The organism is Streptomyces sp. NPDC029159, from assembly GCF_055564055.1.
Genome location: NZ_JBVHWT010000003.1, coordinates 523029 through 545760 on the forward strand (window position 1 = coordinate 523029; position 22732 = coordinate 545760).

Genomic DNA, 22732 nt, shown 5'->3' on the forward strand with positions numbered 1-22732 from the left:
ACGTTCAGTAAGCCGCCGCCCCTTTCGATTTCGGATGGAATCGGGGCGCGGGCGGCTTTTCGTCGGTCAGAAGGGATCCGAAAGCATGTCGATTGTTCAGTCCGAGGGCCGTTCCGGGGTTCACCCGGGGTGGCACGAGGCCCTGCACGCGGAGCTGGTCCGGCGGAATCCCGGGGAGCCGGAATTCCACCAGGCGGCGCTGGAGGTGCTGGAGACACTGGCCCCGGTGCTCGCGGCGCGGCCGGAGTTCGCCGAGGCCAGGATCGTGGAGCGGATCTGTGAGCCCGAGCGGCAGATCATCTTCCGGGTGCCGTGGCAGGACGATTCCGGGGCGATCCGCGTCAACCGGGGCTTCCGGGTGGAATTCAACAGCGCACTCGGTCCGTACAAGGGCGGACTGCGGTTTCATTCCTCGGTCAATCTCGGGATCGTGAAGTTCCTCGGTTTCGAGCAGATCTTCAAGAATTCCCTCACCGGCCTCAATATCGGGGGCGGTAAGGGCGGCAGCGACTTCGATACGCACGGCCGGTCCGACGCCGAGGTCATGCGGTTCTGTCAGTCGTTCATGACGGAGCTGTACCGGCATCTGGGCGAGTACACCGACGTACCGGCCGGCGACATCGGCGTCGGCGGCCGCGAGATCGGCTACCTCTTCGGCCAGTACCGGCGGATCACCAACCGCTGGGAGGCCGGGGTGCTCACCGGCAAGGGCCTCGACTGGGGCGGCTCCAAGGCGCGTACGGAGGCCACCGGGTACGGCAACGTCCTCTTCACCGAGGAGATGCTCAAGCGGCGCGGCGAGGAGTTCGACGGCCGGCAGGTCACCGTCTCCGGCTCCGGCAATGTCGCGATCTACACGATCGAGAAGGCCCAGGCGCTCGGAGCACACGTCCTGACCTGCTCGGACTCCGGCGGCTACGTCGTCGACGAGAAGGGCATCGACCTGGCGCTGCTCCAGGAGATCAAGGAGGTCGAGCGCGGCCGGATCTCCGAGTACGCCGAGCGGCGCGGCAGTTCGGCCCGGTACGTCGCGGGCGGCAGCGTCTGGGACGTCCCCTGTGACGTGGCGCTCCCGTCGGCGACCCAGAACGAGCTGGACGCGGACGCCGCCCGGACGCTGATCCGCAACGGCGTCAAGGCCGTCTCGGAGGGCGCGAACATGCCGGCCACCCCGGAGGCGGTGACGCTGCTGAAGGAGGCGGGCGTCGCGTTCGGTCCCGGCAAGGCGGCCAACGCGGGGGGCGTCGCCACCAGCGCGCTGGAGATGCGGCAGAACTCCGCGCGCGAGGCGTGGAGCTTCGAGCGGGCCGAGGGGGAACTCGCCGCGATCATGCGGAACATCCACGACACCTGCTACGAGACGGCCGAGCGCTTCGGCCTGCCGGGCGACTATGTCGCGGGCGCGAACATCGCGGGCTTCGAGCGGGTCGCGGACGCGATGCTCGCCCAGGGCCTGATCTGACGCGCCCGGCGGCCCCGCCCAACGACGTGCGGGGCCGGCGGTGCCGGTCCGCACCCGGCGCCCGCACCGCGGCCATCCGGGAACGCCGCGCCCCGGCTCGTAAGCTGGCGCGTATGAACATCTGCGTCTTCTGCTCCGCCGCCGACCTCGACGACCGCTACACCACCCCCGCCCGCCAGTTCGCCCAGCTGATCGGCAAGGGCGGCCACTCCCTCGTGTGGGGTGGCTCCGACACTGGCCTGATGAAGGTCATGGCGGACGGCGTGGAGGAGACCGGCGGACGGCTGATCGGCGTCTCCGTGGAGTTCCTGGCACACAAGGCGCGCGCCGGCGCCGACGAGATGATCGTCACCCGGGACCTCGCCGAACGCAAGGCGCAGCTGCTGGAGCGGGCCGACGCGATCGTGATCATGGTCGGCGGCACCGGCACGCTCGACGAGGCCACCGAGATCCTGGAGCTGCGCAAGCACGGGATGCACACCAAGCCGGTCGTCCTGCTGAACACCGCGGGCTTCTACGACGGCCTCAAGGAGCAGTTCCAGCGCATGGAGACCGAGGGCTTCCTGCCGCTGCCCCTGACCGAACTGGTCTTCTTCGCCGAGGACGGCGTGGGCGCCCTGGCCTATCTGGAGGAGCAGGCGGGCATCACCGCCTGACCCGGCCCGCCCCGCCATACGCCCAGGTCACCGGCAGTCCGGCGAGATGCGGCTCTTGCGGGGGTATGGGGCGAGTGCCCTCGGTGGCTCGTTAGGATCGGGGTATGGGTACGCACTTGATCACGGGCGCAGGGTCGGGCATCGGAGCGGCGGTCGCACGGCGGCTGGCGGAGCGCGGGGAGGACCTGTGGCTGCTGGCCCGGGACGCCGGGCGCGCCAAGGAACTGGCCGCGCAGTACCCGGGCGCCCGGACGCTCGTCGGCGACCTCGCCACCCCGGAGAAGCTGGACTGGGCGCTGGGCAAGCAGCCGCTGCCCGAACGCCTCGACTCGCTGATGCACATCGCCGGCGTCGTCGAACTGGGCGCGATCGGTGACCTCGGCGCCAAGGCGTGGCAGCGCACACTCGCCGCCAACCTCGTCTCGCCCGCCGAGCTGACCCGGCTGCTGCTGCCGCTGGTCCGCGTCGCCCAGGGCCATGTGGTCTTCGTCAACTCCGGCGCCGGGCTGCGCGCCAACCCGGAGTGGGGCGCGTACGCGGCCAGCAAGCACGGTCTGAAGGCGCTCGCCGACGCGCTGCGCGGCGAGGAGCACGGCAACGGCGTACGGGTCACCTCCGTCTACCCGGGGCGCACCGCCACGCCGATGCAGGCCAGCACGCACCAGCAGGAGGGCAAGGAGTACGACCCGGCGCGCTGGATCGACCCCGAGTCGGTCGCGACGGCCATCCTCACCGCCATCGACCTGCCGCGGGACGCCGAGATCAACGACCTCTCGGTCCGCCCGGGGCGCTGATCCCCGCGCCCGGGGCGCTCCCGTGCGCCCCGGGCGGGCCGCCCGCCACCGGGAGGCGCGCCGCGTCATACGCTTCCGGGGTGAGCGAGAACAGCACGAGTGAGCACAGCGGCACGGACGGGCGGGGCGGCGCGCGCCCCTGGGGCGCGGGGACGGCGACCGCCGTGGGCTCGATGCCCGGCGGCGACGCGCGCGAGGCGGTCAAGACCGTCACCGGTTCGCTGGAGACCTTCCCGCACCTGCCGGAGCTGCCCGCCCGCGGCCCGGGCGCCGACATGATCGGCCGGACCTGCGGCCTCCTCGTCGAGCTCTATGCCCATGTGGAGCCCAGCGGCTGGCGGGTCAGCGACCGTCCCGGGCGTGACACCCGCCGCGCCCGCGCCTGGCTCGGCGAGGACCTCGACGCCCTGGAGGAGTTCACCCAGGGGTACGAGGGCCCGCTGAAGGTCTCCGCCGTCGGACCGTGGACCCTCGCCGCCTCCTTGGAACTGCGCGGCGGCGAGGCGGCGGTCAGCGACCCCGGCGCCTGCCGCGACCTGACCGCCTCCCTGGCCGAGGGCGTCCGTGCCCACCTCGCCGACCTGCGGCGCCGGGTGCCCGGCGCGCAGCCGGTCCTCCAGCTCGACGAGCCCTCGCTCACCGCCGTGCTCCAGGGCCGCATCAAGTCCGCCAGCGGCTACCGCACCCACCCGGCCGTCGACCGCGCCGACGTCGAGGGCGCGCTGCGGAGCCTCGTCGAGGCGGCGGACGGCGTCCCCGTCGTCGTCCATTCGTGTGCGCCCGCCGTCCCGTTCGCGCTGCTGCGCCGGGCCGGTGCCGCGGGCGTCTCGTTCGATTTCTCCCTGCTCACCGAGCGTGAGGAGGAGGCGATCGGCGAGGCCGTGGAGGGCGGCACCACGCTCTTCGCCGGGGTGGTGCCCGGCATGGACGGCCGATTGTCAGACCCTGCCGGTAGCGTCATGGGGGTCAGGACGCTGTGGCGCAGGCTGGGGCTGACGCCGGGGACTCTCGCCGAGTCCGTGGTCGTCACCCCGTCGTGCGGGCTCGCGGGCGCTTCGCCCGCATACGCCCGCTCCGTGCTCGCCCACGTCGTCCGGGCCGCGACCTCGCTCGCAGACAACCCTGAGTGACGACCACTCACGGATCACGGGAGGACAACACGGTGGCTGGCGAACAGCACGCAGCGGCATCAGAGGTGCCCTCGGCGGCGCGGGAGGAGCACGCGCAGCTCGCTGAGCAGATCGAGGAGCACCGCTTCCGGTACTACGTGAAGGACGCACCGGTCGTCAGCGACGCGGAGTTCGACCGGCTGCTGCGCTCCCTGGAGGCGCTGGAGGAGCAGTACCCCGAGCTGCGCACCCCGGATTCCCCGACCCAGAAGGTCGCCGGTGCGTACGCCACGGAATTCACCGAGGTCGAGCACCGCGAGCGGATGCTCTCCCTCGACAACGCCTTCGACGACGAGGAGTTGGCCGCCTGGGCCGAGCGGCTCGCCGGGGAGCTGGGCGGCGATCCGAAGAGCGCCGGCTACCACTTCCTGTGCGAGCTGAAGGTGGACGGCCTTGCCGTCAACCTCACCTACGAGCACGGCCGCCTCACCCGCGCCGCCACCCGCGGCGACGGCCGCACCGGCGAGGACATCACGCCCAACGTCCGCACCATCGCCGAGATCCCGCACCGCCTGACCGGCGAGCGGATCCCGGAGCTGGTCGAGGTCCGCGGGGAGGTGTACTTCCCCATGGAGAAGTTCCTGGAGCTCAACGCACGCCTCGTCGCCGACGGCAAGCCCCCGTTCGCCAATCCGCGCAACGCCGCCGCCGGTTCGCTCCGCCAGAAGGACCCCAAGGTCACCGCCACCCGGCCGCTGCACATGGTCGTCCACGGCATCGGCGCCCGGCAGGGCCTCGACATCGACTGCCAGTCGCACGCCTACGACCTGCTGCGTGAGTGGGGCCTGCCCACCGCCGCGCACAACCGCGTGGTCGACTCCCTCGCCGCCGTCCGCGAGTTCATCGCCCGCTACGGCGACGCCGAGACCCGCCGCACCGCCGTCGAGCACGAGATCGACGGTGTGGTCGTCAAGCTCGACGAGATCCCGCTCCAGGGGCGGCTGGGCTCCACCTCCCGCGCCCCGCGCTGGGCCATCGCCTGGAAGTACCCGCCGGAGGAGGTCAACACCAAGCTCGTCGACATCCGCGTCGGCGTCGGCCGCACCGGCCGGGTCACGCCGTACGCCGTCGTCGAGCCGGTGACCGTCGCCGGATCCGAGGTCGAGTTCGCCACGCTCCACAACCAGGACGTCGTCAAGGCCAAGGGCGTTCTCATCGGCGACACCGTCGTCATCCGCAAGGCGGGCGACGTCATCCCGGAGATCCTCGGCCCGGTCGTCGATCTGCGCGACGGCGGTGAGCGGGAGTTCGTCATGCCCGCCGACTGCCCCGAGTGCGGTACGCCGCTGCAGCCGGCCAAGGAGGGCGACATCGACCTGCGGTGCCCCAACGCCCGCTCCTGCCCCGCCCAGATCCGCGAGCGGCTCTTCTACCTCGCCGGGCGCAAGTGCCTCGACATCGAGAACTTCGGCTATGTCGCCGCCACCGCGCTCAGCCAGCCGCTGGAGCCCGCCGAGCCGCCGCTCAAGGACGAAGGGGACCTTTTCGGCCTCTCCATCGAGCAGCTGCTGCCCATCAAGTCCTACGTCCTGGACCCGGATTCCGGCCTCCCCAAGCGGGACCCGAAGACCGGCGAAGAGAAGATCGTGACGTTCTTCGCCAACCAGAAGGGCGAGCCGAAGAAGAACGCCCTGGCCATGCTGGAGAACATCCAGGCGGCCAAGGAACGCCCGCTGGCCCGGATCCTCACCGGCCTGTCCATCCGTCATGTCGGCCCGGTGGCCGCCGAGGCGCTGGCCCGTGAATTCCGCTCCATCGACCGCATCCGCGAGGCCGACGAGGCGGAGCTGGCCGCCGTGGAGGGCGTCGGGCCCACCATCGCCGCCTCCCTCAAGCGGTGGTTCGAGGTCGACTGGCACCGCCAGATCATCGAGAGCTGGCGCGCGGCCGGTGTCCGGATGGAGGAGGAGCAGCAGGACGACGAGGGCCCGCGTCCCCTCGAAGGCATCACCGTCGTCGTCACCGGCACCCTGGCGTCCCACACCAGAGATGGCGCGAAAGAGGCCCTGCAGAGTCTCGGCGCGAAGGTGACCGGTTCCGTTTCCAAGAAGACCGGATTCGTCGTCGTGGGTGACAACCCCGGTTCCAAGTACGACAAGGCGATGCAGCTGAAGGTGCCCGTTCTGGACGACGACGGCTTCGCGGTACTGCTGGAGCAAGGTCCCGACGCGGCACGTGAGGTGGCGGTCACGCCGCCCGAGGAGGAGTGACAGCCGACCCCTTCGGCGCATACCAGAGTGATCAGGATGGCCGGGTCGCATTCGGGCAACCGCTGCCGATCGCTGCCCGTAGGGGCCCTTCGCGTCCTACTGTTGAGAGATGCGCCTGCCGTGGCGCGGGCACAGCCGGCTGTGAGAGGGATCGGAATGAAACCGACCGACAGCGCCGCTCCGGCGCCGCGGCTCCGCCGGCTTGTCGTGCCGGCGCTGCCCGCCGCCTTCACCGTTCTCGCGGCTCTCACCCTCCTCACCGGGGTGTTCTGGACGCTCGGCGAGCGGCGGGCGCTGTTCCCCTCCGGCACCGTCGGCTGGTCGCTGGCGGTGCTCACCGGCATCATCGTCGGCCATCTCGTCGCCCTCGGCCGGGACCGCTGGTGGGGCGGCACCGGCTCCGGCGCCGCCCTCGCCCTCGCCGTCGTCCTGCTCTACGGCTGGATGCCCGCGGTCCTGGTCAGCCTCTCGGTCGTCGTCCTCGTCGGCGCGGCCCGGCGCCACCGCTGGCGGCAGGCGGTCCTGCACGGCGCGGTCGACCTGCTGGGCGTGGGGGCCGCCGCCCTCGGCAGTACGGCCCTCGGCAGCACCGCCACGGTCCGCCGTCCCTGGCACCCCGAGGTGTGGGACCTCTCCGTGCTGCCGCAGGTCGTCGCGGCCGCCGCCTGCTATCTCCTCGTCACCCGCGGCCTGTTGTGGTGCACCCTGCTGCCGCGCGGCGGCGGCCTGCCCACCGTCACCCGTACGGCACTGACCCGTCAGATGCTCGTCGGTGTGGCGCTGTTCGGCATCGCCCCGCTGATCGCCGTCACCGCCGCCCACGCCCCGCTGCTGCTGCCGTTCTACGCCGTCCCGCTCATCGCCCTCGACTCCACCCTCTGGATCGCCCGCGCCCGCGCCGAGGAGCAGCTGCGCGATCCGCTCACCGGGCTCCCCAACCGCCAGTGGCTGCTGGAGCGCACCTGGTCCGCGCTGGACGAGGCCGAGCGGATCGAGGCCCGGTGCGCCCTGGTCCTGATCGACCTCGACCGTTTCCGCTCGGTCAACGACACGCTCGGGCACCTCGCCGGTGACCGCCTGCTGTTGCAGATCGCCGACCGGCTGCGCGACGCCCTGCCGCGCGGCGCCGAGGCGGCCCGGCTCGGCGGGGACGAATTCGCCGTCCTGCTCCCCACCGCGGACTCCCTCACCAGTGCCCAGCGGGTGGCCCGCAACCTCGTCGCCGCCCTGGGATCCCCCCTCGACCTCGACGGTCTGACCCTCGTACTCGAAGCGAGTGCGGGGGTCGCCGTCTTCCCGGACCACGCACTGGACGCCGAGGGGCTGCTGCGCCGCGCCGATGTCGCGATGTACCAGGCCAAGCGGGACCGCAGCGGCGTCGAGGTCTACGAGGCCCGGCGCGACGGCAACACCCCCGACCGCCTCGGCCTCCTCGGCGATCTGCGCCGCGCCCTCGACGCCGGGGACGTCGAGCTGCACTACCAGCCGAAGGTCGGCTTCGACGGTCAGGTCGCGGGCCTGGAGGCGCTGGTGCGCTGGGTGCACCCGGACCGCGGGCGGGTCCCTCCCGACGAGTTCATCGCCATCGCCGAGACCTCCGGCCTGATGCCCCGGCTGACGGAGTACGTCCTGGAGACCGCGCTCGCCCAGGTGGCGCGGTGGCGGGCGATGGGTCTGGAGGTGCCGGTCGCGGTCAACGTCTCGCCGCGCGACGTCCACTCCCCGGGCTTCGCGGGCGCGGTCGCCGCCCGCCTCGCCCGGCACCGCGTCCCGCCCGGCGCGCTCCAGCTGGAGATCACCGAGCATGTGCTGCTGGAGGACCCGCAGCGGGCCGCCGACACCCTCGCCGGGCTGACCGGCCACGGCGTCAAGATGTCCCTCGACGACTTCGGCACCGGCTACTCCTCCCTGGTCCATCTGCGGCGGCTGCCGGTCAGCGAGCTGAAGATCGACCGTTCCTTCGTCGCCCGGCTCGCGGTCGACAACGAGGACGCCGAGATCGTCCGCTGCACCCTCGACCTCGCCCACTCCCTCGGGCTGCTGGTCGTCGCCGAGGGTGTGGAGGACGACGAGACCTGGGAGCGCCTGCGCGACCTCGGGTGCGACGCCGTGCAGGGCTGGCTGGTGGCGGCGGCGATGCCACCGGACGAGACCACCGCCTGGCTGCGCGCCCGCGGCAAGAGCGGGTGGCACCGTGAATCGGAGACGGCCGCCCTGGCGGCGGAGAAGGCGGCAGACCGCCCTTCGGGACAGGTCCTGAACTGAGGACCCGGCCACCGGCCGTCCCACCTCCCCGCTCCGACCACACCGCCCGCCCGGCGCCGGACGCGTCCCCCGCGCCCGGGGACGCCTCCGCGCCGGACGCGTCCGGCACACCGCGGCCGTCCGTCGACCCCGCGGCCGCCGGGCCCGGCGGGCCCGCCCCGTCCGGCGAACCGCCCGTGCCCGGTGACCCCGAGGTCCCGCCCTCCGGGCGCCGCTGACCCGCGCCGGTACGCCACCGCGGCCCGGCCCGGCGGTGCCGCCCGCCCGCCCCGCGGGAACGCAGGCGCGGCTCCGTACGCCGGGGCCATAGGATTGGGCCGTACAGATTCCAGTAGATCTCCTACAGATCCACGCTCCCGAAGAACTCCGAGAACCAGCAGAGGAACGCTGCATGCCTGGCATCACGCGCGAGGAGGTCTCTCACCTCGCCCGGCTGGCACGTCTGGAGCTGAAGGACGAAGAGCTCGACCACTTCGCCGGACAGCTCGACGACATCATCGGCGCGGTCGCCCGCGTCTCCGAGGTCGCCGACCAAGACGTACCGCCGACCTCCCACCCGCTGCCCCTGACCAACGTCATGCGGGCGGACGAGGTCCGTCCGTCGCTCACTCCCGAGCAGGCGCTCTCCGGCGCCCCCGCCCAGGAGCAGCAGCGTTTCAAGGTGCCGCAGATCCTGGGGGAGGAGTGACCGACATGGCAGACCTGATCAAGCTCACCGCCGCCGAGACCGCGGCGAAGATCGCGTCCGGCGAGGTCACCGCCGTCGAGGTGACCGAGGCCCACCTGGCCCGTATCGAGGCCGTGGACGAGAAGGTGCACGCCTACCTCCACGTCGACCGCGAAGGCGCGCTGGCCCAGGCCCGCGCCGTCGACGAGAAGCGCGCCCGCGGCGAGAAGCTCGGCCCGCTGGCCGGTGTCCCGCTCGCGCTGAAGGACATCTTCACCACGCAGTCCATGCCCACCACCGTCGGCTCCAAGATCCTCGAAGGCTGGATCCCGCCGTACGACGCGACGCTCACCAAGCGCCTCAAGGACGCCGACGTCGTCATCCTCGGCAAGACCAACATGGACGAGTTCGCCATGGGGTCCTCCACCGAGAACAGCGCCTACGGCCCGACCGGCAACCCCTGGGACCTCACCAAGATCCCCGGCGGCTCCGGCGGCGGTTCCTCCGCCGCTCTCGCCTCCTTCCAGGCGCCGCTCGCCATCGGCACGGACACCGGCGGCTCCATCCGCCAGCCCGCCGCCGTCACCGGCACCGTCGGCGTCAAGCCCACCTACGGCGCGGTCTCCCGCTACGGCATGGTGGCCTTCTCCTCCTCCCTCGACCAGGGCGGCCCCTGCGCCCGTACGGTCCTGGACGCGGCGCTGCTGCACGAGGCGATCGCCGGCCACGACGAGCTGGACTCCACCTCCATCGACGCGCCGGTCCCGCCGGTCGTCGAGGCGGCCCGCAACGGCACCGTCCAGGGCCTGCGCGTCGGCGTCGTCAAGCAGTTCCGCGGCGAGGGCTACCAGGCCGGTGTCCTGCAGCGCTTCGACGAGTCCGTCGAGCTGCTCAAGAGCCTCGGCGCCGAGATCGTCGAGCTGGACTGCCCCTCCTTCGACCTGGCACTCTCCGCGTACTACCTGATCGCACCGTCCGAGTGCTCCTCGAACCTCGCCCGGTTCGACGCCATGCGCTACGGCCTGCGCGTCGGCGACGACGGTACGAAGTCCGCCGAGGAGGTCACCGCCCTCACCCGTGAGGCCGGCTTCGGCGACGAGGTCAAGCGCCGCGTCATCCTCGGCACCTACGCGCTCAGCTCCGGCTACTACGACGCCTACTACGGCTCGGCGCAGAAGGTCCGCACGCTGATCACCCAGGACTTCGCCACGTCCTTCGAGAAGGTCGACGTCATCGTCTCCCCGACGACGCCCACCACCGCCTTCCCGATCGGTGAGCGCGCCGACGACCCGATGGCGATGTACCTCGCCGACCTGTGCACCATCCCGACGAACCTCGCCGGCAACGCCGCCATGTCGCTGCCCTGCGGCCTGGCGCCCGAGGACGGCCTGCCCGTCGGATTGCAGATCATCGCCCCCGCCATGAAGGACGACCGGCTGTACCAGGTCGGAGCCGCCGTCGAGGCCGCCTTCGTGGAAAAGTGGGGCCACCCGCTGCTGGAGGAGGCACCGTCACTGTGAGCAAGATCGGCAAGAAGGCGAAGAACTTCAAGAAGTCGAAGTCCGGTGTGTACCTGTCGATCGGCACCACCGCGTTCGGTGCCCTCGGCGTGCTCAGGCAGGCCCGCGAGGCCCGCAGCGAGCACGACACACTGCGGCTGATCGACGCCGGCGTCTCCGCCGCGGCGATCGTCACCGGCCTGGCGATCCTCTACCGCGAACTGAAGCGCCTGGGCGACGGCGACGTCCTGCTGGGCTGAGAGGGAAAGTTTCACCGTGACAGTCACTGACCTGGTGTCGTACGAGGACGCCCTCGCGTCCTACGACCCCGTCATGGGCCTGGAGGTCCATGTCGAGCTCGGCACCAAGACCAAGATGTTCTGCGGGTGCGCCACCACACTGGGTGCCGACGCCAACGCGCAGACCTGCCCCACCTGCCTGGGCCTGCCCGGCTCCCTCCCGGTCGTCAACGCGATCGGTGTCGAGTCGGCGATCAAGATCGGCCTGGCGCTGAACTGCTCCATCGCCGAGTGGTGCCGCTTCGCCCGGAAGAACTACTTCTATCCGGACATGCCGAAGAACTTCCAGACCTCCCAGTACGACGAGCCGATCGCCTACGACGGCTACCTCGACGTACAGCTGGAGGACGGCGAGGTCTTCCGCGTCCAGATCGAGCGCGCCCACATGGAGGAGGACACCGGCAAGTCGACGCACGTCGGCGGCGCCACCGGCCGTATCCACGGCGCGTCCCACTCCCTGCTGGACTACAACCGCGCCGGCATCCCCCTCATCGAGATCGTCACCAAGCCGATCGAGGGCGCCGGCGAGCGGGCCCCCGAGGTCGCCAAGGCGTACGTCGCCGAGCTGCGTGAGCTGATCAAGGCCCTGGGCGTCTCCGAGGCGCGCATGGAGATGGGCCAGATGCGCTGCGACGTCAACCTCTCGCTGCGCCCGAACGGCACCGAGACCTTCGGCACCCGCTCGGAGACGAAGAACGTCAACTCGCTGCGCTCCGTGGAGCGGGCGGCGCGCTTCGAGATCCAGCGGCACGCCGCGGTCCTCTCCTCGGGCGGCACCGTCGTCCAGGAGACCCGGCACTTCCACGAGGAGGACGGCTCCACCACGGCCGGCCGCATCAAGGACAACGCCGAGGACTACCGCTACTTCCCCGAGCCGGACCTGGTGCCGGTGGCCCCCGCGCGCGAGTGGGTCGAGGAGCTGCGGGCGGCCCTGCCGGAGCTGCCGCGGGTGCGCCGCAACCGGCTGCGCGAGGAGTGGGGCGTGAGCGCCCACGACATGCAGTCGATCCTCAACGCCGGTGCGGTCGACCTGATCGTCGCCACCATCGAGGCGGGCGCGGGCTCCGCCGCCGCCCGTAAATGGTGGATGGGCGAGCTGGCCCGCCGCGCCAACGAGGACGGCGTCGAGCTGTCCGCGCTGGCGATCACCCCGGCGCAGGTCGCCCGGGTCGCCGCGCTGGTCGACGAGGGTTCCCTCAACGACAAGCTGGCCCGGCAGGCCATCGAGGGTGTGCTCGCCGGTGAGGGCGACCCGGACACCGTCGTCGAGAAGCGCGGTCTGAAGGTCGTCTCGGACGAGGGCGCGCTCGGCGCCGCCGTCGACGAGGCCATCGCGGGCAACGCCGCCATCGCCGACAAGATCCGCGGCGGCAAGGTCGCCGCGGCGGGCGCCCTGGTCGGCGCGGTCATGAAGGCCACCCGCGGCCAGGCCGACGCGGCCCGGGTCCGGGAGTTGATCCTGGAGAAGCTGGGCGTCGAGGGCTGACGCCTCCCGGCACGCGAGCGGCGGCCGCCTCCCCGGAACTTCCGGGAGGGCGGCCGCCGTTCGCGTACGGCCTCTCCACGAACTCCTCTGCCGATCAAGGAATGCCGGGCGGGCCGGGGACGCTGTAGAGCGCACGGAACGGGACGCGGACGTCCCCTGACCCTCTGGAGGAACGGTGTCCCAGCACGCTCTCGCCACCCGGATCGGCCGCGTCGGTGTCTGGCACGGCGGTCTCGGCCGCCTGCCGGCGGTGATCGGCCGGCAGGCCGCCGCCGAGATCGAACGCCTCGGCTACGGCGCTCTGTGGGTGGGGGAGGGGTCCACCTCCAAGGAGGCGTTCACCCACGCCGGGCTGCTGCTCGGCGCCACCGGACGGCTCACCGTCGCCACCGGCATCGCCAACATCTGGGCCCGCGACGCCGCCGCGGCCCACGCCGCCACCCGCACCCTGGCGGAGGCGTACGACGGCCGCTTCCTGCTGGGCCTCGGCGCGAGCCACGCCCCGCTCGTCGGCGCGCGCGGCCACACCTACGCCAAGCCGCTGGCCGCGATGCGCGGTTACCTCGACGCGATGGACGGTGCGGCGTACGAGGGCCCGGCGCCCGCGGCGGAGCCCGACCGGGTGCTGGCGGCGCTCGGCCCGAAGATGCTGGAGCTGGCCCGGGACCGGGCGTCCGGCGCCCACCCGTACTTCGTGCCGGTGGCGCACACCGTCCACGCCCGTGAGGTCCTCGGCGACGGCCCGCTGCTCGCGCCCGAGCAGGCGGTGCTGCTGGAGAGCGACCCGGCGACGGCCCGCGCCCTGGCCCGCGAGCACTACGTGAGCCGCTATCTGACGCTGCCGAACTACGTGGGGAATCTGCGCCGGTTCGGCTTCGACGACGAGGACTTCGCGGGCGGCGGCAGCGACCGGCTGGTCGACGCGCTGGTGGCCTGGGGCGATGCGGACGCGATCCGGCGCCGGGTCCGTGACCACCTCGACGCGGGCGCCGACCATGTCGCCGTCCAGCCGCTGACGGCGGACGCGGACCCGGGGCTCGGCCAGCTCCAGGAGCTGGCACCGGCGCTGCTCGCCGACTGAGCCGCCACGGGCCCGTACGGCCGACCGGTCCGCGGCGGGCCCGCGCCGACCGGTTTCGGTCACGTGTTCCCCAAGTTGTCACCTCGATACCTGTCGCACGTCACACCGTGCCACTAGCGTCCCCGTCGCACCCTCTCGACGGCCCGGCCGAAGGCCGTCGACTGTCGACTGGGAGGTCGGGCGTGGCACCGGAGGTATCTCGTAGGCGGGTCCTGGGCGCGGGCGCCGCGGCGGCGGGCGTGGCGGCCGTGGGGTCGCTGCTGCCGCCGTCGCTGCAGCAGGCGCTGGCCGCCGATGCGGCGCGGCCCGGACGGCGCGGCGGGGAGCTGGGCGACATCCGGCACGTCGTCGTGCTGATGCAGGAGAACCGGTCGTTGGACGGTTGAAGCCTCCTGTAAGTCTACGTTGACCAGCAGAAACGCCCCGCCTGTACGCCACGGGGGAGACGTACGGACGGGGCAATCGTGGGGGCGACTCAGACCAGCGTGATTCCGGCCTGAGTCTTGATGACGTCCACGGCGTCAGTGGTGAGCCACCGGAGCGGTACGACGGTCCAGCGGTCGCTGCCGGGCTTCCGCATGACGACGGCTTTGCCGTCCTGGATCAGTTCGCACCGCATGAACCCGTGATCGCGCTTGAGGTCGTCCGCCAGGTGCTCACCGTGGATCATCCTTGCTACTCCTGTTCGCGGTCCTTGTCGTCCGCCATGGCGCTGTGCACGTCGCCGTTCTGGGAGACACGGCTGTCCGGGTCAGTCGACTGTCCCTGGCTCGCCTGGGGATCCCACGGCTCACCCGCGTTCTCGAAGTCCTTCCTACCCATTCTTTCGCTCCTTCCGGTATGAAGCTGCATCGTCGTGTCGAGCATCTGCGGCCCGCCCCGGCCGCTTGATCAGTCCAGGGCTCCGCCACCGAGGTGGGCGCGGCGCCCGTCCCGCCGGAACGCTCCGCTTGACTCCTGGGGCATTCCGACGGGAGCCGTCTTGTTGTTGATGCGCTCCTGCATCCGGGTCAACAGGTCGTCCTGGCGCGCCCTTTGGGCGGTCTCCGCCTGGCGGTCTTTGTCCACGATGCTGGTGCCGCGCCCAGTGCCCTTGGGCCGACGCTGGTGAAGCGGCTTACTCATTGCCCTTCCTCTCCACGCCTTGAACGTCATTCGCCATCCGTCAGGCAGGCAGGACAGTTCACGGCGCGCAGCCATTGGACGGCCTGGCCCTTGGACTGTCCGCCATCGCACCGAGGGCGGAGGCTGCCACCGTCCCGGATGAGCTTGTGCACGGTGAGCACGTCGTCTCCGACGGTGCCTGCCACCACGCCTTCCAGTTCGTCGGTCGCAGTCATGCCCCGGTCGTCCTTCCGTGGGGGTGCTGACGGATCTCCACGTTGCAGTCGGACACCCGGGACATGTCACCCCGACCCCGTGCTTCCTCACGCTGCCTGACCAAGGCCCGGCACACGCCACACTCGTGGTCGCCCTGCGGTTCCTCCCACTCCAACATCGGGAGTTCTACCGGTGGTTGTGCATACGTGATCGGCTGCTTCATGGCCCCGGCCCTCCTGTCGCCTGCGAGACGACGCTAAGGACCGGCGGCAGTCAGAACCTAGGAAGTTCTATAAAGTTCTACGCCTTCACTCCAGCGCGTCGATCGCGGCAGTGATACGGGCCCGTGCTGCGGCCCCGTAGACGGCGAGTCCGGCGAACTCTCCGAAAGCCTTGAGGTACTGCCGCACCTCGGACGGCGCGGTCACATTCACCTGAGCGGTCAACAACTCGACCTGAGCCTGTTCCTCGTCGTAAACGCTGAACGTCTCCGTCATCCACATGCTCCGTTCGGCGGTGAACGGGATCACGCCGAGCGAGACGGACGGAAGCGCCATGACCGACAGCAGGTAGCCCAGTTGACCGGCCATCGCCGCAGCGTCGCCTACGCGATGCCGTAGAACTCCCTCCTCGACGAGCAGCGCGAAGCGGTGGTTTCCCTCACGGATGACGTGGGAGCGCTCCATGCGGGCGCTCACGGCCTCGGAGATGTCGTTGCGTGTTCCTCGGAAGCGAGCGATGGACGACAGCAGCGCATGGGCGTACGCATCGGTCTGGAGCAGCCCCGGCACGACGTTGGAGCAGTACACGCGGAATACCCGCGTGCGCTCGAACAACGGCACGTACGACTCCTGCAAGTGGCGCATCCCGGTCCGTTGCAACCGCCGCCACTCGACGTACGCGTCCTCAGCGGTCCGGGTAGCGGCGATGAGGTCGGCGGCCTGGTCCTCCGTGCCGCAGGCCCGGCACCACGCGTATACGTCGGCGTCGGACGGCGGGGTGACCGCATTCTCAAGGCGCGACACCTTCGACGGGTACCAGCCCGTCCTGTTCGCCACCTCCCTGGCACTGAGGCCCGCGTCCCGGCGCATCTCCCGCAGCCGGGCGGCGACCGCCTTTCGGGCATCCTGAACGCTGGAAGAGGGGGACGCGGGCATGTGCTGGTCGGGACCTCAGATCTTGTACTGGTCGTGGGGCGTGGCCCGCTCCCACACGGCCTCGAACGCCGACGCGCACAGTTTCGCCACGTCGGGCTCGTCGGTGACGTCATCCCCCAGGTAGGCGCCCTCCCCGGAGAAGTAGCCGAACCTCACCAGCCGGTCATCGAACAGCCAGAAGTCGTTCCCCGGCAGCGCGATGTCCGACGCGTTCCGGCGCGACAGCCAGCGGATTTGTTCACCGGCGGCAACGTTGGTGAACGTGCCGTCGTACAGGTACCGGGTGTACTCGCTCACCGGCTCCGACACGATCCGGGCCCGGCGGATGACAACCCCACGGGCGGCGGTTTCCGACACCAGGTCGAGCCACGGACGCCACCACGACTCCCGGTCGTCAGGGTCCGGTCGGTGGCCTGCCTTCCAGGCGGCGACACGCGGCGCTTCGTCCGGGTCGTCGTAGTGGTCCCGCATCTCCAGGTGAACCGCTGACCGCTGGCAGCTAGCCAGCAACTCACCGAACGGCGGCGCGCTCTGCCACATCACATGCCTCCCTGATCGCGGCCACCATGCGAAGGGGGAGCCGAACTACGTCTTCACTGTCAGGGATCGGGCCGGTCTCCAGGCACTTCGCCAGCGTCTCGGCCTCGGCCTGCCACCCCTGCACCACGATCTCTTGCTTTTCGTCATCCACCCACACCGTGGGGCAGTTCGCCCCGTCAGTCTCCGGGTCCTTGGCGATGAACAGTAAGGCCATGCCTGCCTCCGATGCGTAGTCGCTTCCACAAGGTTCTACGAGGCTCACCCGGCACGGCGCGGCACGTCAAGGACCTCATGGCGCGGAAAAGCCCCGGCGCGCCCATGGTGGGCGGCTACCGAGGCCGGTCCGCGCCTTACGGAGCCTGCGAATCGTAGGCGCCAAATCCCGTGGCACGCATGGGTGAACGCTCCAGCCGGCGTGGGTCGGGCCTTCGATCCGAAGGCTCCTGAAGCGCTGGAGGGCCCCTACCGCTCATGAAGCGGCAAGGGGCCCAGTCGGCGGGGGAGTGGCTGAAATCCTGGTTAAGTCCGTTTCCGCGGAACGGCAACAAGCATGTTTCCCCAGTTCAGGCGGCCGCCAGGCAGCGGGCTACCGGCTCTCGCGGACCTTGGAACCCGTACAGATTCCGAGGCGCTATCACGCTTCGGTCTTTCTGTCGCTGTGGGTGGGGGTATCCCCCAGGTCGAACGGGTGCCCTGATGCACACTGCGGGCTACCTATCGGCCATCCACTCCTAGGTATGGATGGCCGACAAGTAGGGAGCGCTTAACCCAGCTCGCCTGGATGCCGACCGACCGGCCGTCGCCTGGACACCCACCTCCGCCGAGCCGCCGTCGGCGTTACGCCGCCTTGGTCAGGCTGATCCGCTGGATTGCCTCCGGATGCGGGAACGCGTGCGCTGCCCGCATTGTGGCCTTGATGGCTACCTGGTCGCGGGTGAACCGGACGTGCTTGGAGACGTCCAGAGCCACGTCCCGCCGCATGACGACCATCACGCGGTCGCGCGGGATGCCCCACACGGTCCCGGCGGTCACGGCGTTGGAGACGTACAGCGGCACGCCGAGGATGGTTCGCCGGGTCGGTGTGGTCGGGTCGGAGCCCAGAAGCGGAACGTTGCTGTCCTTGGCCTGCTTGAGCTGGGCCAGGGCCAGCGCGTCCACGGGGTTCGCGGCGAACGCCGTGATCGTGGCGCCCACGTCCTCCGCGCGGTTGATGGCCTCCTGGAAGGCGTCCAGGTTGGTGAACTTCGTCCCGGCGTTCACGGTGCCCACGCCGTCCACGGCCTCCAGGCCCGCCGGGTTGGGGGCGGAGAGGGCGCCGAAGAATGAGCGGTCCAGGGCCCCCGCGATGGAACGGGCCAAGCCGTCGCCTACGAGCTTCTGGGCGTCCGGGTCGCTGTCCTCGGCGAGTTCGTTCGACACGATGGACAGGCCCGCGCACTTGGCCGGGACGACCTCCAGTTCCCCCATGACGGCATCGGTGGCGGCGATCTCTTCGCCCTCCGCCACGAAGGACGCGCCCGCGTCGGTGTGGACGATGGGGATGTGGACCTTGGTGCGGTCCGTCTTGAGCTTGTTGGCGACCTGGAGCGCGACGCTCTGCCGCTCTACGGGCTGGACGATCAGCGGGCCGTAGTCGTCGGGGGTGATGCCGGAGACGCCGGGGGTGGTGGTGAGGAGCGACAAATGAGCTTCCTTGCTTGGTAGTTCGGGGTTCAGAGGGCGGTGCGGAACAGGCCGTCCCAGGTGGCCCGGCGTTCCTCGAATGGGGTGAGGCCCCCGTGCCCGATGCCGGGCGGGTTCAAGGCCGCGTGCATGGCCCGGTTCACGGCGCCCGCGACGACCTCCAGGCGATCCGTGGGCAGGTCGTCAGGAAGGGCCTGGACGATCTCCGCCGTGATGTGCTCGTAGCGACTCACGACGGCCGCCATGGCGTCCGCGCGGTCCCGTTCGGCCCTCTCGGCTGCGAGGCGGTCTCGCTCCTCCTCCAGTTCACGGACGCGCGCCTGGAGCGTTTCCGTGTTGGGCCCCGTGTCTTCCTCTGTAGGGCCAGGGCCCGTCTCGGACGCCTCCGGGATTACCTCGGCTTCCGAAGCTGCCGCGTGGACGTTAATGGCCTTCTCGGCGTGCTCAGGCACTGGCGTGCTGCACCTCGTTCGCGGCGGAGTAGATCGGGCGCATGAAGTCCTTGGCCTGCTGCTCCGTAATACCGCCGTTGTTGTAGGCATTGCGGACCACTTCGCCAAGGTCCTTGGCGGCCTTCTCCCGCAGCTTGGAGAAATCGGAGAACCGATCGCGCATACCGGATTCCGCCGCCAGCCAGCAGGCGTCACCAAGGGCACCAATAAGCTGACGCGACAGGTTGATTCGATCAAGGATCAAGGGAACCTCCAAGAGTGCTTCCGGGTATGGGAAAACCCCACGCCCCGGGGTACCGGGGCGCGAGGTTGGGTGGCCGGTTGATTGCGCGGAGCGCACCCGGTCGCCGCCGGGCGGGAGAACCCCTAAGTGGCGCGGAGTTCGTCCCATATCCATTTACTGGGGGCCGTGACAGCACGAACACCCCGACCCGCCAAGGAGCTTTTGCCGGGATGCCGCGCCTTCTCTACCTCAGGCAGGGCAAAAAAGTATCCCGATCGCAAACCCCCTTACACGTATATAGGGGTTTTGAGATGGGTTACTTTTTTGCCCTGTAGCGAGGTCAAGCCGCGGCGAAGATGCGGGGGCCGTCGGGCGGCGCGGCCGGGGAGCCGGGCAGGGGCGACACCCCGCCGTACTCCTTCGTCAGTCGGATACCGGCGAGATACCAGACGCCATCGACCTTGGTCTCACGAACACCGGATTCGCCAAGTCGGAACTTGGTGAACTGCGGCGTGAAGCGGTTTCGCGCAATGCCGTTCGCGTCCTTCCACTCCTTGAGTGCCTGGTTGAATTCCGCCCGGCGGACCTTGGAGTCTGGGTCGAAGATGAAAAGGTCGTCGATCATGGAAGCCAGGGGGTTCACGGATTCCTTGTGCTTTCGCGTGGTCGCGCTGACGGCTTCCGGGGAGTCAAGTCCCTCACGGAAGTAGCGGACGGCGCCCTGGACGCACCACGCCGCGATCCCTTCTGCTTCTTCTGCCAGCCTGTCGTCCAGGTTTCTGTCTTCTCGCCCGGCGAACGATTCGGTGAACTCCACGGCCCGCACACGCGACCAGATGGCTGCACCCTGGCTTTGGAACTGGGGGAGGTAGTTGGACAGCAGCACAATCAAGTACCGGGGGACGTACTCGAACGTCTCCCGATACAGGTGCCGGGCTTGTATGGAGTCTCCACCCGCGTGGCGCTTGAGGAGTTCGTCGTTCATCGGCGTGCCCTCGCTACCTTCAGATGCCGTGACGATGCGAGCCGTCCGCATTCGGGCGATGTCTTCGGTGTGCGAATTTCCGCCGCGTTCGAAGACGCTGAAATCCACGTCTTTGACAATGCTGGGGCCGAAAACATTCTTCAGTGCGCGTATGATGGTGCCTTTACCGTTGCGTCCCTTGTCGCCGAACCATACCGCGAATGCGTGCTCACGGTTGTGGCCTGTTATCCCGTACCCGATCAATTTTTGCATGTAGTCGATGACTTCCGGCTGCCCGGGGAACACGTCGTTCAGAAACTGAAGCCATCGCGGGCACTCGGCTTCCGGGGCATAATTCGTCGGTGCGGCCTGCGTGAGTAGGCACTCAGGGTATGGCGACTGGAATTCTCCAGTATCAAGATTCACGATACCGTTGGCGAATGTGAGCAGATGCGGGTGCGCGTCTACCTCTGAGGCTTTCACGTGTAGTTCTGATAGGGATTCCAACTCCGTGGCAATTGCCTTACGGTGGTGCGCCCTGCGCAGGTTCATTGCCGCTTCTGCCAGCCATTCAGCGCCGCCGTTTCCCGCTTCGGCAAGTAGGCCGTTACTCACCTTGGTCATGCCGTCCATGGCGGGGGCCTGCTTGTGGCCTATTTCCCAGACGTTTCCGTTCCACTGCATCCAGCCCAGTTGTGGGGAGAAACGCAAGCGTCCGTTGAATCGATCCGCGCAGAAGTGTGCGTAGTCAACGTGTCGAATTCCTTCCTTGTTTGAGAGGCGGTCTTGCCATTTGGGATCGGTTTTCACCACTGCTCTCCCTGATTTCCCTTGTAGGCTTCGATCACCTTGCGGCGGCTTCCCGAATTCTTTCTGCTTCGGGGGCTGGTGTGGGGATTATTTCCGATAGCAGGATCTGGGTACGGGTCCTTGAAAACCGTCTGCTCGTAGAGAAGGTCATCGATATCCCCTAGCGCGTCTTCCAGCCACGTGATCACTGCGGTGATCCGCGCGTGTGCTTGTTCCACGCGACTCGGCGGCGCCGTGGCTCCCATGCGGTATTCCCTTTCTGGGACGGCGTTGGTATCACTCGCCATGCACTGGGAGGCGTGACACCCCGGTGCACCGTCGTGCTTCACGGCCCCCGGCGAGACCGGGCGGGCATACGAAAGGCCCCGGCGGGTCGTGGCCTCACCGGGGCCTTGAAGAGAATCGAGTGCTGCCTACGCTGCCAGGGCCCTGGCGTCGTTGCTGGCCTCCGACGTGGCCCAAGTGATGCGGCAACGGGCCTCACCGTTGAACTTGGCGCCCTGGTAGGGAGCGCGGGTGACGGTCACGCGGTCGATGGCCAGCCGGATAAGGTCGCGCTTCACCGCCACGTTCGCATCCCTGAACGAGTCGTTCAGCGCGTCCCAGTCCGTCGCGATCCCGATGTCGAACGTCCGCGCGGCGAACGGCTCCGCACGCTTGCGAGCCTCCGCCACACGGGCTGACTCCTCCCGCAGCGCCGACGGGTACAGGCGGGCCATTTCCGGATCGTCGTAAAGGCCGTTCTGACGGTCTTGCTGGAGGCGCCGAAGCCGCTTCTCCGCAGCGGCCAGGGCCGCCCTGGCCTCTTGCCCCTCCTGGGTGATCTCCGGTGCCGACAGGGCCGCCCAGCGCTGTGCCACGGCGTGCAACACCGGATCATCCATGCGTGCCGCGCTGATGCGCTCCACCCATAGGAAGCACACGTAACGCTCCACGGCGGCCATGGATACCGACGCCGGGGCATTGCAGATCGATCCTTGCGACCGGGCCCAGCACGCGTACGACCGGCCGACCCGGGACATGGAGCGGCCGCAGCCCGCGCACCGCAGGAGATCGGTCAACAGGTGCTGTGCCGTGGTGCTGCCCGCCGGGGCCGGGAACACGGTCTTGCCCGCCAGGGATGCCTGGGCGTTGCGAAGCATGTCATCCGAGACCAGCGCCACGCCTACACGGACCCGCTTGCCGTCCTTGCCCATATAGGGGACACGCACCCGGCCGGACGGCTGGTCCACCTTGGCTACCTGCCACCCGGCGTACGCGACATGCCTGGCCATGGCGTACAGGGTGGAGAGGGCCCAGCCGCCTCCTGTAGGCCCGGCGATACCGTGCCCGTCCAGCAACCGCACCACGTCCGGACCGGAGGTACCGACGGCCAGTTTCTCAAGGGTCAGGGTCGCGGCCTCGCCCTTGGTGAAGCCGCCGCCCGCCGGGGCGTCGTCGGCACAGAGTTTCCGGCCTTCCCCGACCTTGAGGCCGTAGGGCGGTCGACCGGATACCCACTGTCCTCGTTCGCGCTGGAGATTTTTGGTCCGACGGACGTTGGCGGACAAGCGTATGGAGAACGAGCGGGCGCGCTCCGCCTCCGTGATGATCCGTTCCCGGTCGAACGGATTCATCGAGTCCAGGTGCTCCAGGTCGAAGAACACGCGGGACTTGCCGATGACCTTCAGCAGGTCCTCGGCGCCCTTGCGGCTGAAGCGGTCCAGGGTGAAGCACCACAGCGCGCCCGCCTCACCGTCCGCCAGCGCCGACAGCGCGCCGTCGAAGTCGGTGCGCTTGGCCCGTTCGTCAAAGCCGGAGGCGATGTCCGTCCAGACCTTGCGGACGGTCAGCCCTTCCCGCGCGGCCCACCGTCGCCCCTGCATCTCCTGGGAGTCGGTGGACAGCTCCCGGCGGGGGTCGTCCTCTCCCAGGTCCTTGGACTTGCGGCAGTACAGGTCAACCAGCTTCGCCGGGTCGGCCGGGGGCGTGGCGGTGGCCGTGCTCATGGTCGGG

At 69.8% G+C, this 22732-nt stretch carries 24 protein-coding genes and 1 pseudogene; 12 read left to right on the forward strand and 13 right to left on the reverse strand.

Features of this window, described 5'->3' with window-relative positions; all coding sequences use genetic code 11:
• Positions 1 to 85 precede the first annotated feature (85 nt).
• The 12 genes and pseudogenes from gdhA to ACZ4U4_RS09390 form a co-directional block, all read left to right on the forward strand.
• Positions 86 to 1462: an NADP-specific glutamate dehydrogenase gene (gene gdhA, locus ACZ4U4_RS09335; RefSeq protein ID WP_467870752.1), complete on the forward strand. Its 1377-nt coding sequence runs from the start codon at positions 86 to 88 to the stop codon at positions 1460 to 1462.
• Between the two features lie 113 nt (positions 1463 to 1575).
• The gene (locus ACZ4U4_RS09340; protein WP_467870755.1) at positions 1576 to 2118 is read left to right on the forward strand and encodes an LOG family protein; all 543 of its coding nucleotides are present in this window, start codon (positions 1576 to 1578) and stop codon (positions 2116 to 2118) included.
• A gap of 104 nt (positions 2119 to 2222) precedes the next feature.
• Entirely contained in the window at positions 2223 to 2912 is a 690-nt protein-coding gene (locus ACZ4U4_RS09345) for an SDR family oxidoreductase (RefSeq protein ID WP_467870758.1), read from the forward strand.
• An 80-nt stretch (positions 2913 to 2992) separates the two neighbouring features.
• Positions 2993 to 4042 (forward strand): methionine synthase, encoded by a 1050-nt coding sequence (locus ACZ4U4_RS09350; protein ID WP_467870760.1) that lies wholly within the window; start codon positions 2993 to 2995, stop codon positions 4040 to 4042.
• Positions 4043 to 4074: 32 nt separating this feature from the next.
• Positions 4075 to 6291, forward strand: coding sequence for an NAD-dependent DNA ligase LigA (gene ligA, locus ACZ4U4_RS09355; RefSeq protein WP_467870763.1), 2217 nt, complete (start codon positions 4075 to 4077; stop codon positions 6289 to 6291).
• Positions 6292 to 6447: 156 nt separating this feature from the next.
• The gene (locus ACZ4U4_RS09360) at positions 6448 to 8556 is read left to right on the forward strand and encodes a putative bifunctional diguanylate cyclase/phosphodiesterase (protein ID WP_467870765.1); all 2109 of its coding nucleotides are present in this window, start codon (positions 6448 to 6450) and stop codon (positions 8554 to 8556) included.
• 391 nt (positions 8557 to 8947) lie between these two features.
• Positions 8948 to 9244: an Asp-tRNA(Asn)/Glu-tRNA(Gln) amidotransferase subunit GatC gene (gene gatC / locus ACZ4U4_RS09365; RefSeq protein ID WP_345085978.1), complete on the forward strand. Its 297-nt coding sequence runs from the start codon at positions 8948 to 8950 to the stop codon at positions 9242 to 9244.
• 5 nt (positions 9245 to 9249) lie between these two features.
• Positions 9250 to 10743 (forward strand): Asp-tRNA(Asn)/Glu-tRNA(Gln) amidotransferase subunit GatA, encoded by a 1494-nt coding sequence (gatA, locus tag ACZ4U4_RS09370; protein ID WP_467870769.1) that lies wholly within the window; start codon positions 9250 to 9252, stop codon positions 10741 to 10743.
• A gap of 5 nt (positions 10744 to 10748) precedes the next feature.
• Positions 10749 to 10982, forward strand: coding sequence for a hypothetical protein (locus tag ACZ4U4_RS09375; RefSeq protein ID WP_467870952.1), 234 nt, complete (start codon positions 10749 to 10751; stop codon positions 10980 to 10982).
• A 16-nt stretch (positions 10983 to 10998) separates the two neighbouring features.
• The gene (gene gatB / locus ACZ4U4_RS09380; RefSeq protein ID WP_467870772.1) at positions 10999 to 12507 is read left to right on the forward strand and encodes an Asp-tRNA(Asn)/Glu-tRNA(Gln) amidotransferase subunit GatB; all 1509 of its coding nucleotides are present in this window, start codon (positions 10999 to 11001) and stop codon (positions 12505 to 12507) included.
• A gap of 175 nt (positions 12508 to 12682) precedes the next feature.
• Positions 12683 to 13588: a TIGR03620 family F420-dependent LLM class oxidoreductase gene (locus tag ACZ4U4_RS09385; protein ID WP_467870775.1), complete on the forward strand. Its 906-nt coding sequence runs from the start codon at positions 12683 to 12685 to the stop codon at positions 13586 to 13588.
• Positions 13589 to 13770: 182 nt separating this feature from the next.
• A pseudogene (locus ACZ4U4_RS09390) lies at positions 13771 to 13968 on the forward strand (twin-arginine translocation signal domain-containing protein); the annotation flags it as partial.
• Positions 13969 to 14063: 95 nt separating this feature from the next.
• Here ACZ4U4_RS09390 and ACZ4U4_RS09395 read toward each other — a convergent pair.
• The 13 genes from ACZ4U4_RS09395 to ACZ4U4_RS09455 form a co-directional block, all read right to left on the reverse strand.
• Positions 14064 to 14258, reverse strand: a complete 195-nt coding sequence (locus ACZ4U4_RS09395) for a hypothetical protein (protein ID WP_467870778.1) — start codon at positions 14256 to 14258, stop codon at positions 14064 to 14066.
• Positions 14259 to 14263: 5 nt separating this feature from the next.
• Positions 14264 to 14410, reverse strand: a complete 147-nt coding sequence (locus ACZ4U4_RS09400) for a hypothetical protein (RefSeq protein ID WP_467870781.1) — start codon at positions 14408 to 14410, stop codon at positions 14264 to 14266.
• 69 nt (positions 14411 to 14479) lie between these two features.
• Positions 14480 to 14713: a hypothetical protein gene (locus tag ACZ4U4_RS09405; RefSeq protein WP_467870783.1), complete on the reverse strand. Its 234-nt coding sequence runs from the start codon at positions 14711 to 14713 to the stop codon at positions 14480 to 14482.
• Between the two features lie 26 nt (positions 14714 to 14739).
• Positions 14740 to 14928 carry a hypothetical protein gene (locus ACZ4U4_RS09410; protein WP_467870786.1) on the reverse strand — a complete coding sequence of 63 codons (189 nt, stop codon included), beginning with the start codon at positions 14926 to 14928 and terminating at the stop codon, positions 14740 to 14742.
• 288 nt (positions 14929 to 15216) lie between these two features.
• Complete coding sequence (locus tag ACZ4U4_RS09415; RefSeq protein ID WP_467870788.1) at positions 15217 to 16065, reverse strand: helix-turn-helix domain-containing protein; 849 nt, start codon at positions 16063 to 16065, stop codon at positions 15217 to 15219.
• Between the two features lie 15 nt (positions 16066 to 16080).
• Positions 16081 to 16605, reverse strand: a complete 525-nt coding sequence (locus ACZ4U4_RS09420) for a DUF6879 family protein (protein WP_467870791.1) — start codon at positions 16603 to 16605, stop codon at positions 16081 to 16083.
• Positions 16577 to 16819 carry a hypothetical protein gene (locus tag ACZ4U4_RS09425; RefSeq protein ID WP_467870794.1) on the reverse strand — a complete coding sequence of 81 codons (243 nt, stop codon included), beginning with the start codon at positions 16817 to 16819 and terminating at the stop codon, positions 16577 to 16579. Before ACZ4U4_RS09425 ends, ACZ4U4_RS09420 begins: the two co-directional genes overlap by 29 nt.
• A gap of 623 nt (positions 16820 to 17442) precedes the next feature.
• Complete coding sequence (locus ACZ4U4_RS09430; RefSeq protein ID WP_467870796.1) at positions 17443 to 18288, reverse strand: phage major capsid protein; 846 nt, start codon at positions 18286 to 18288, stop codon at positions 17443 to 17445.
• Positions 18289 to 18317: 29 nt separating this feature from the next.
• The gene (locus ACZ4U4_RS09435) at positions 18318 to 18740 is read right to left on the reverse strand and encodes a hypothetical protein (RefSeq protein WP_467870799.1); all 423 of its coding nucleotides are present in this window, start codon (positions 18738 to 18740) and stop codon (positions 18318 to 18320) included.
• Entirely contained in the window at positions 18733 to 18984 is a 252-nt protein-coding gene (locus ACZ4U4_RS09440) for a hypothetical protein (RefSeq protein ID WP_467870802.1), read from the reverse strand. The genes ACZ4U4_RS09435 and ACZ4U4_RS09440 overlap by 8 nt, the downstream gene beginning before the upstream one ends.
• A gap of 319 nt (positions 18985 to 19303) precedes the next feature.
• On the reverse strand, positions 19304 to 20737 hold the full coding sequence (locus ACZ4U4_RS09445; RefSeq protein WP_467870804.1) for a DNA primase family protein: 1434 nt from the start codon (positions 20735 to 20737) through the stop codon (positions 19304 to 19306).
• A complete protein-coding gene (locus tag ACZ4U4_RS09450) occupies positions 20734 to 20982 on the reverse strand; it encodes a hypothetical protein (protein WP_467870806.1) in 249 nt (82 codons plus the stop codon). Before ACZ4U4_RS09450 ends, ACZ4U4_RS09445 begins: the two co-directional genes overlap by 4 nt.
• Positions 20983 to 21150: 168 nt before the next feature.
• On the reverse strand, positions 21151 to 22725 hold the full coding sequence (locus tag ACZ4U4_RS09455) for a recombinase family protein (RefSeq protein WP_467870809.1): 1575 nt from the start codon (positions 22723 to 22725) through the stop codon (positions 21151 to 21153).
• Between the last annotated feature and the right edge of the window lie 7 nt (positions 22726 to 22732).

Bases quoted from the DNA above. Each gene is read 5' to 3' on its own strand.
- gdhA (WP_467870752.1), top strand. From the start codon at position 86: ATGTCGATTGTTCAGTCCGAGGGCCGTTCCGGGGTTCACCCGGGGTGG.
- ACZ4U4_RS09340 (WP_467870755.1), top strand. From the start codon at position 1,576: ATGAACATCTGCGTCTTCTGCTCCGCCGCCGACCTCGACGACCGCTAC.
- ACZ4U4_RS09345 (WP_467870758.1), top strand. From the start codon at position 2,223: ATGGGTACGCACTTGATCACGGGCGCAGGGTCGGGCATCGGAGCGGCG.
- ACZ4U4_RS09360 (WP_467870765.1), top strand. From the start codon at position 6,448: ATGAAACCGACCGACAGCGCCGCTCCGGCGCCGCGGCTCCGCCGGCTT.
- gatC (WP_345085978.1), top strand. From the start codon at position 8,948: ATGCCTGGCATCACGCGCGAGGAGGTCTCTCACCTCGCCCGGCTGGCA.
- gatA (WP_467870769.1), top strand. From the start codon at position 9,250: ATGGCAGACCTGATCAAGCTCACCGCCGCCGAGACCGCGGCGAAGATC.
- ACZ4U4_RS09395 (WP_467870778.1), bottom strand. From the start codon at position 14,258: ATGATCCACGGTGAGCACCTGGCGGACGACCTCAAGCGCGATCACGGG.
- ACZ4U4_RS09400 (WP_467870781.1), bottom strand. From the start codon at position 14,410: ATGGGTAGGAAGGACTTCGAGAACGCGGGTGAGCCGTGGGATCCCCAG.
- ACZ4U4_RS09405 (WP_467870783.1), bottom strand. From the start codon at position 14,713: ATGAGTAAGCCGCTTCACCAGCGTCGGCCCAAGGGCACTGGGCGCGGC.
- ACZ4U4_RS09410 (WP_467870786.1), bottom strand. From the start codon at position 14,928: ATGACTGCGACCGACGAACTGGAAGGCGTGGTGGCAGGCACCGTCGGA.
- ACZ4U4_RS09415 (WP_467870788.1), bottom strand. From the start codon at position 16,065: ATGCCCGCGTCCCCCTCTTCCAGCGTTCAGGATGCCCGAAAGGCGGTC.
- ACZ4U4_RS09420 (WP_467870791.1), bottom strand. From the start codon at position 16,605: ATGTGGCAGAGCGCGCCGCCGTTCGGTGAGTTGCTGGCTAGCTGCCAG.
- ACZ4U4_RS09425 (WP_467870794.1), bottom strand. From the start codon at position 16,819: ATGGCCTTACTGTTCATCGCCAAGGACCCGGAGACTGACGGGGCGAAC.
- ACZ4U4_RS09450 (WP_467870806.1), bottom strand. From the start codon at position 20,982: ATGGGAGCCACGGCGCCGCCGAGTCGCGTGGAACAAGCACACGCGCGG.
- ACZ4U4_RS09455 (WP_467870809.1), bottom strand. From the start codon at position 22,725: ATGAGCACGGCCACCGCCACGCCCCCGGCCGACCCGGCGAAGCTGGTT.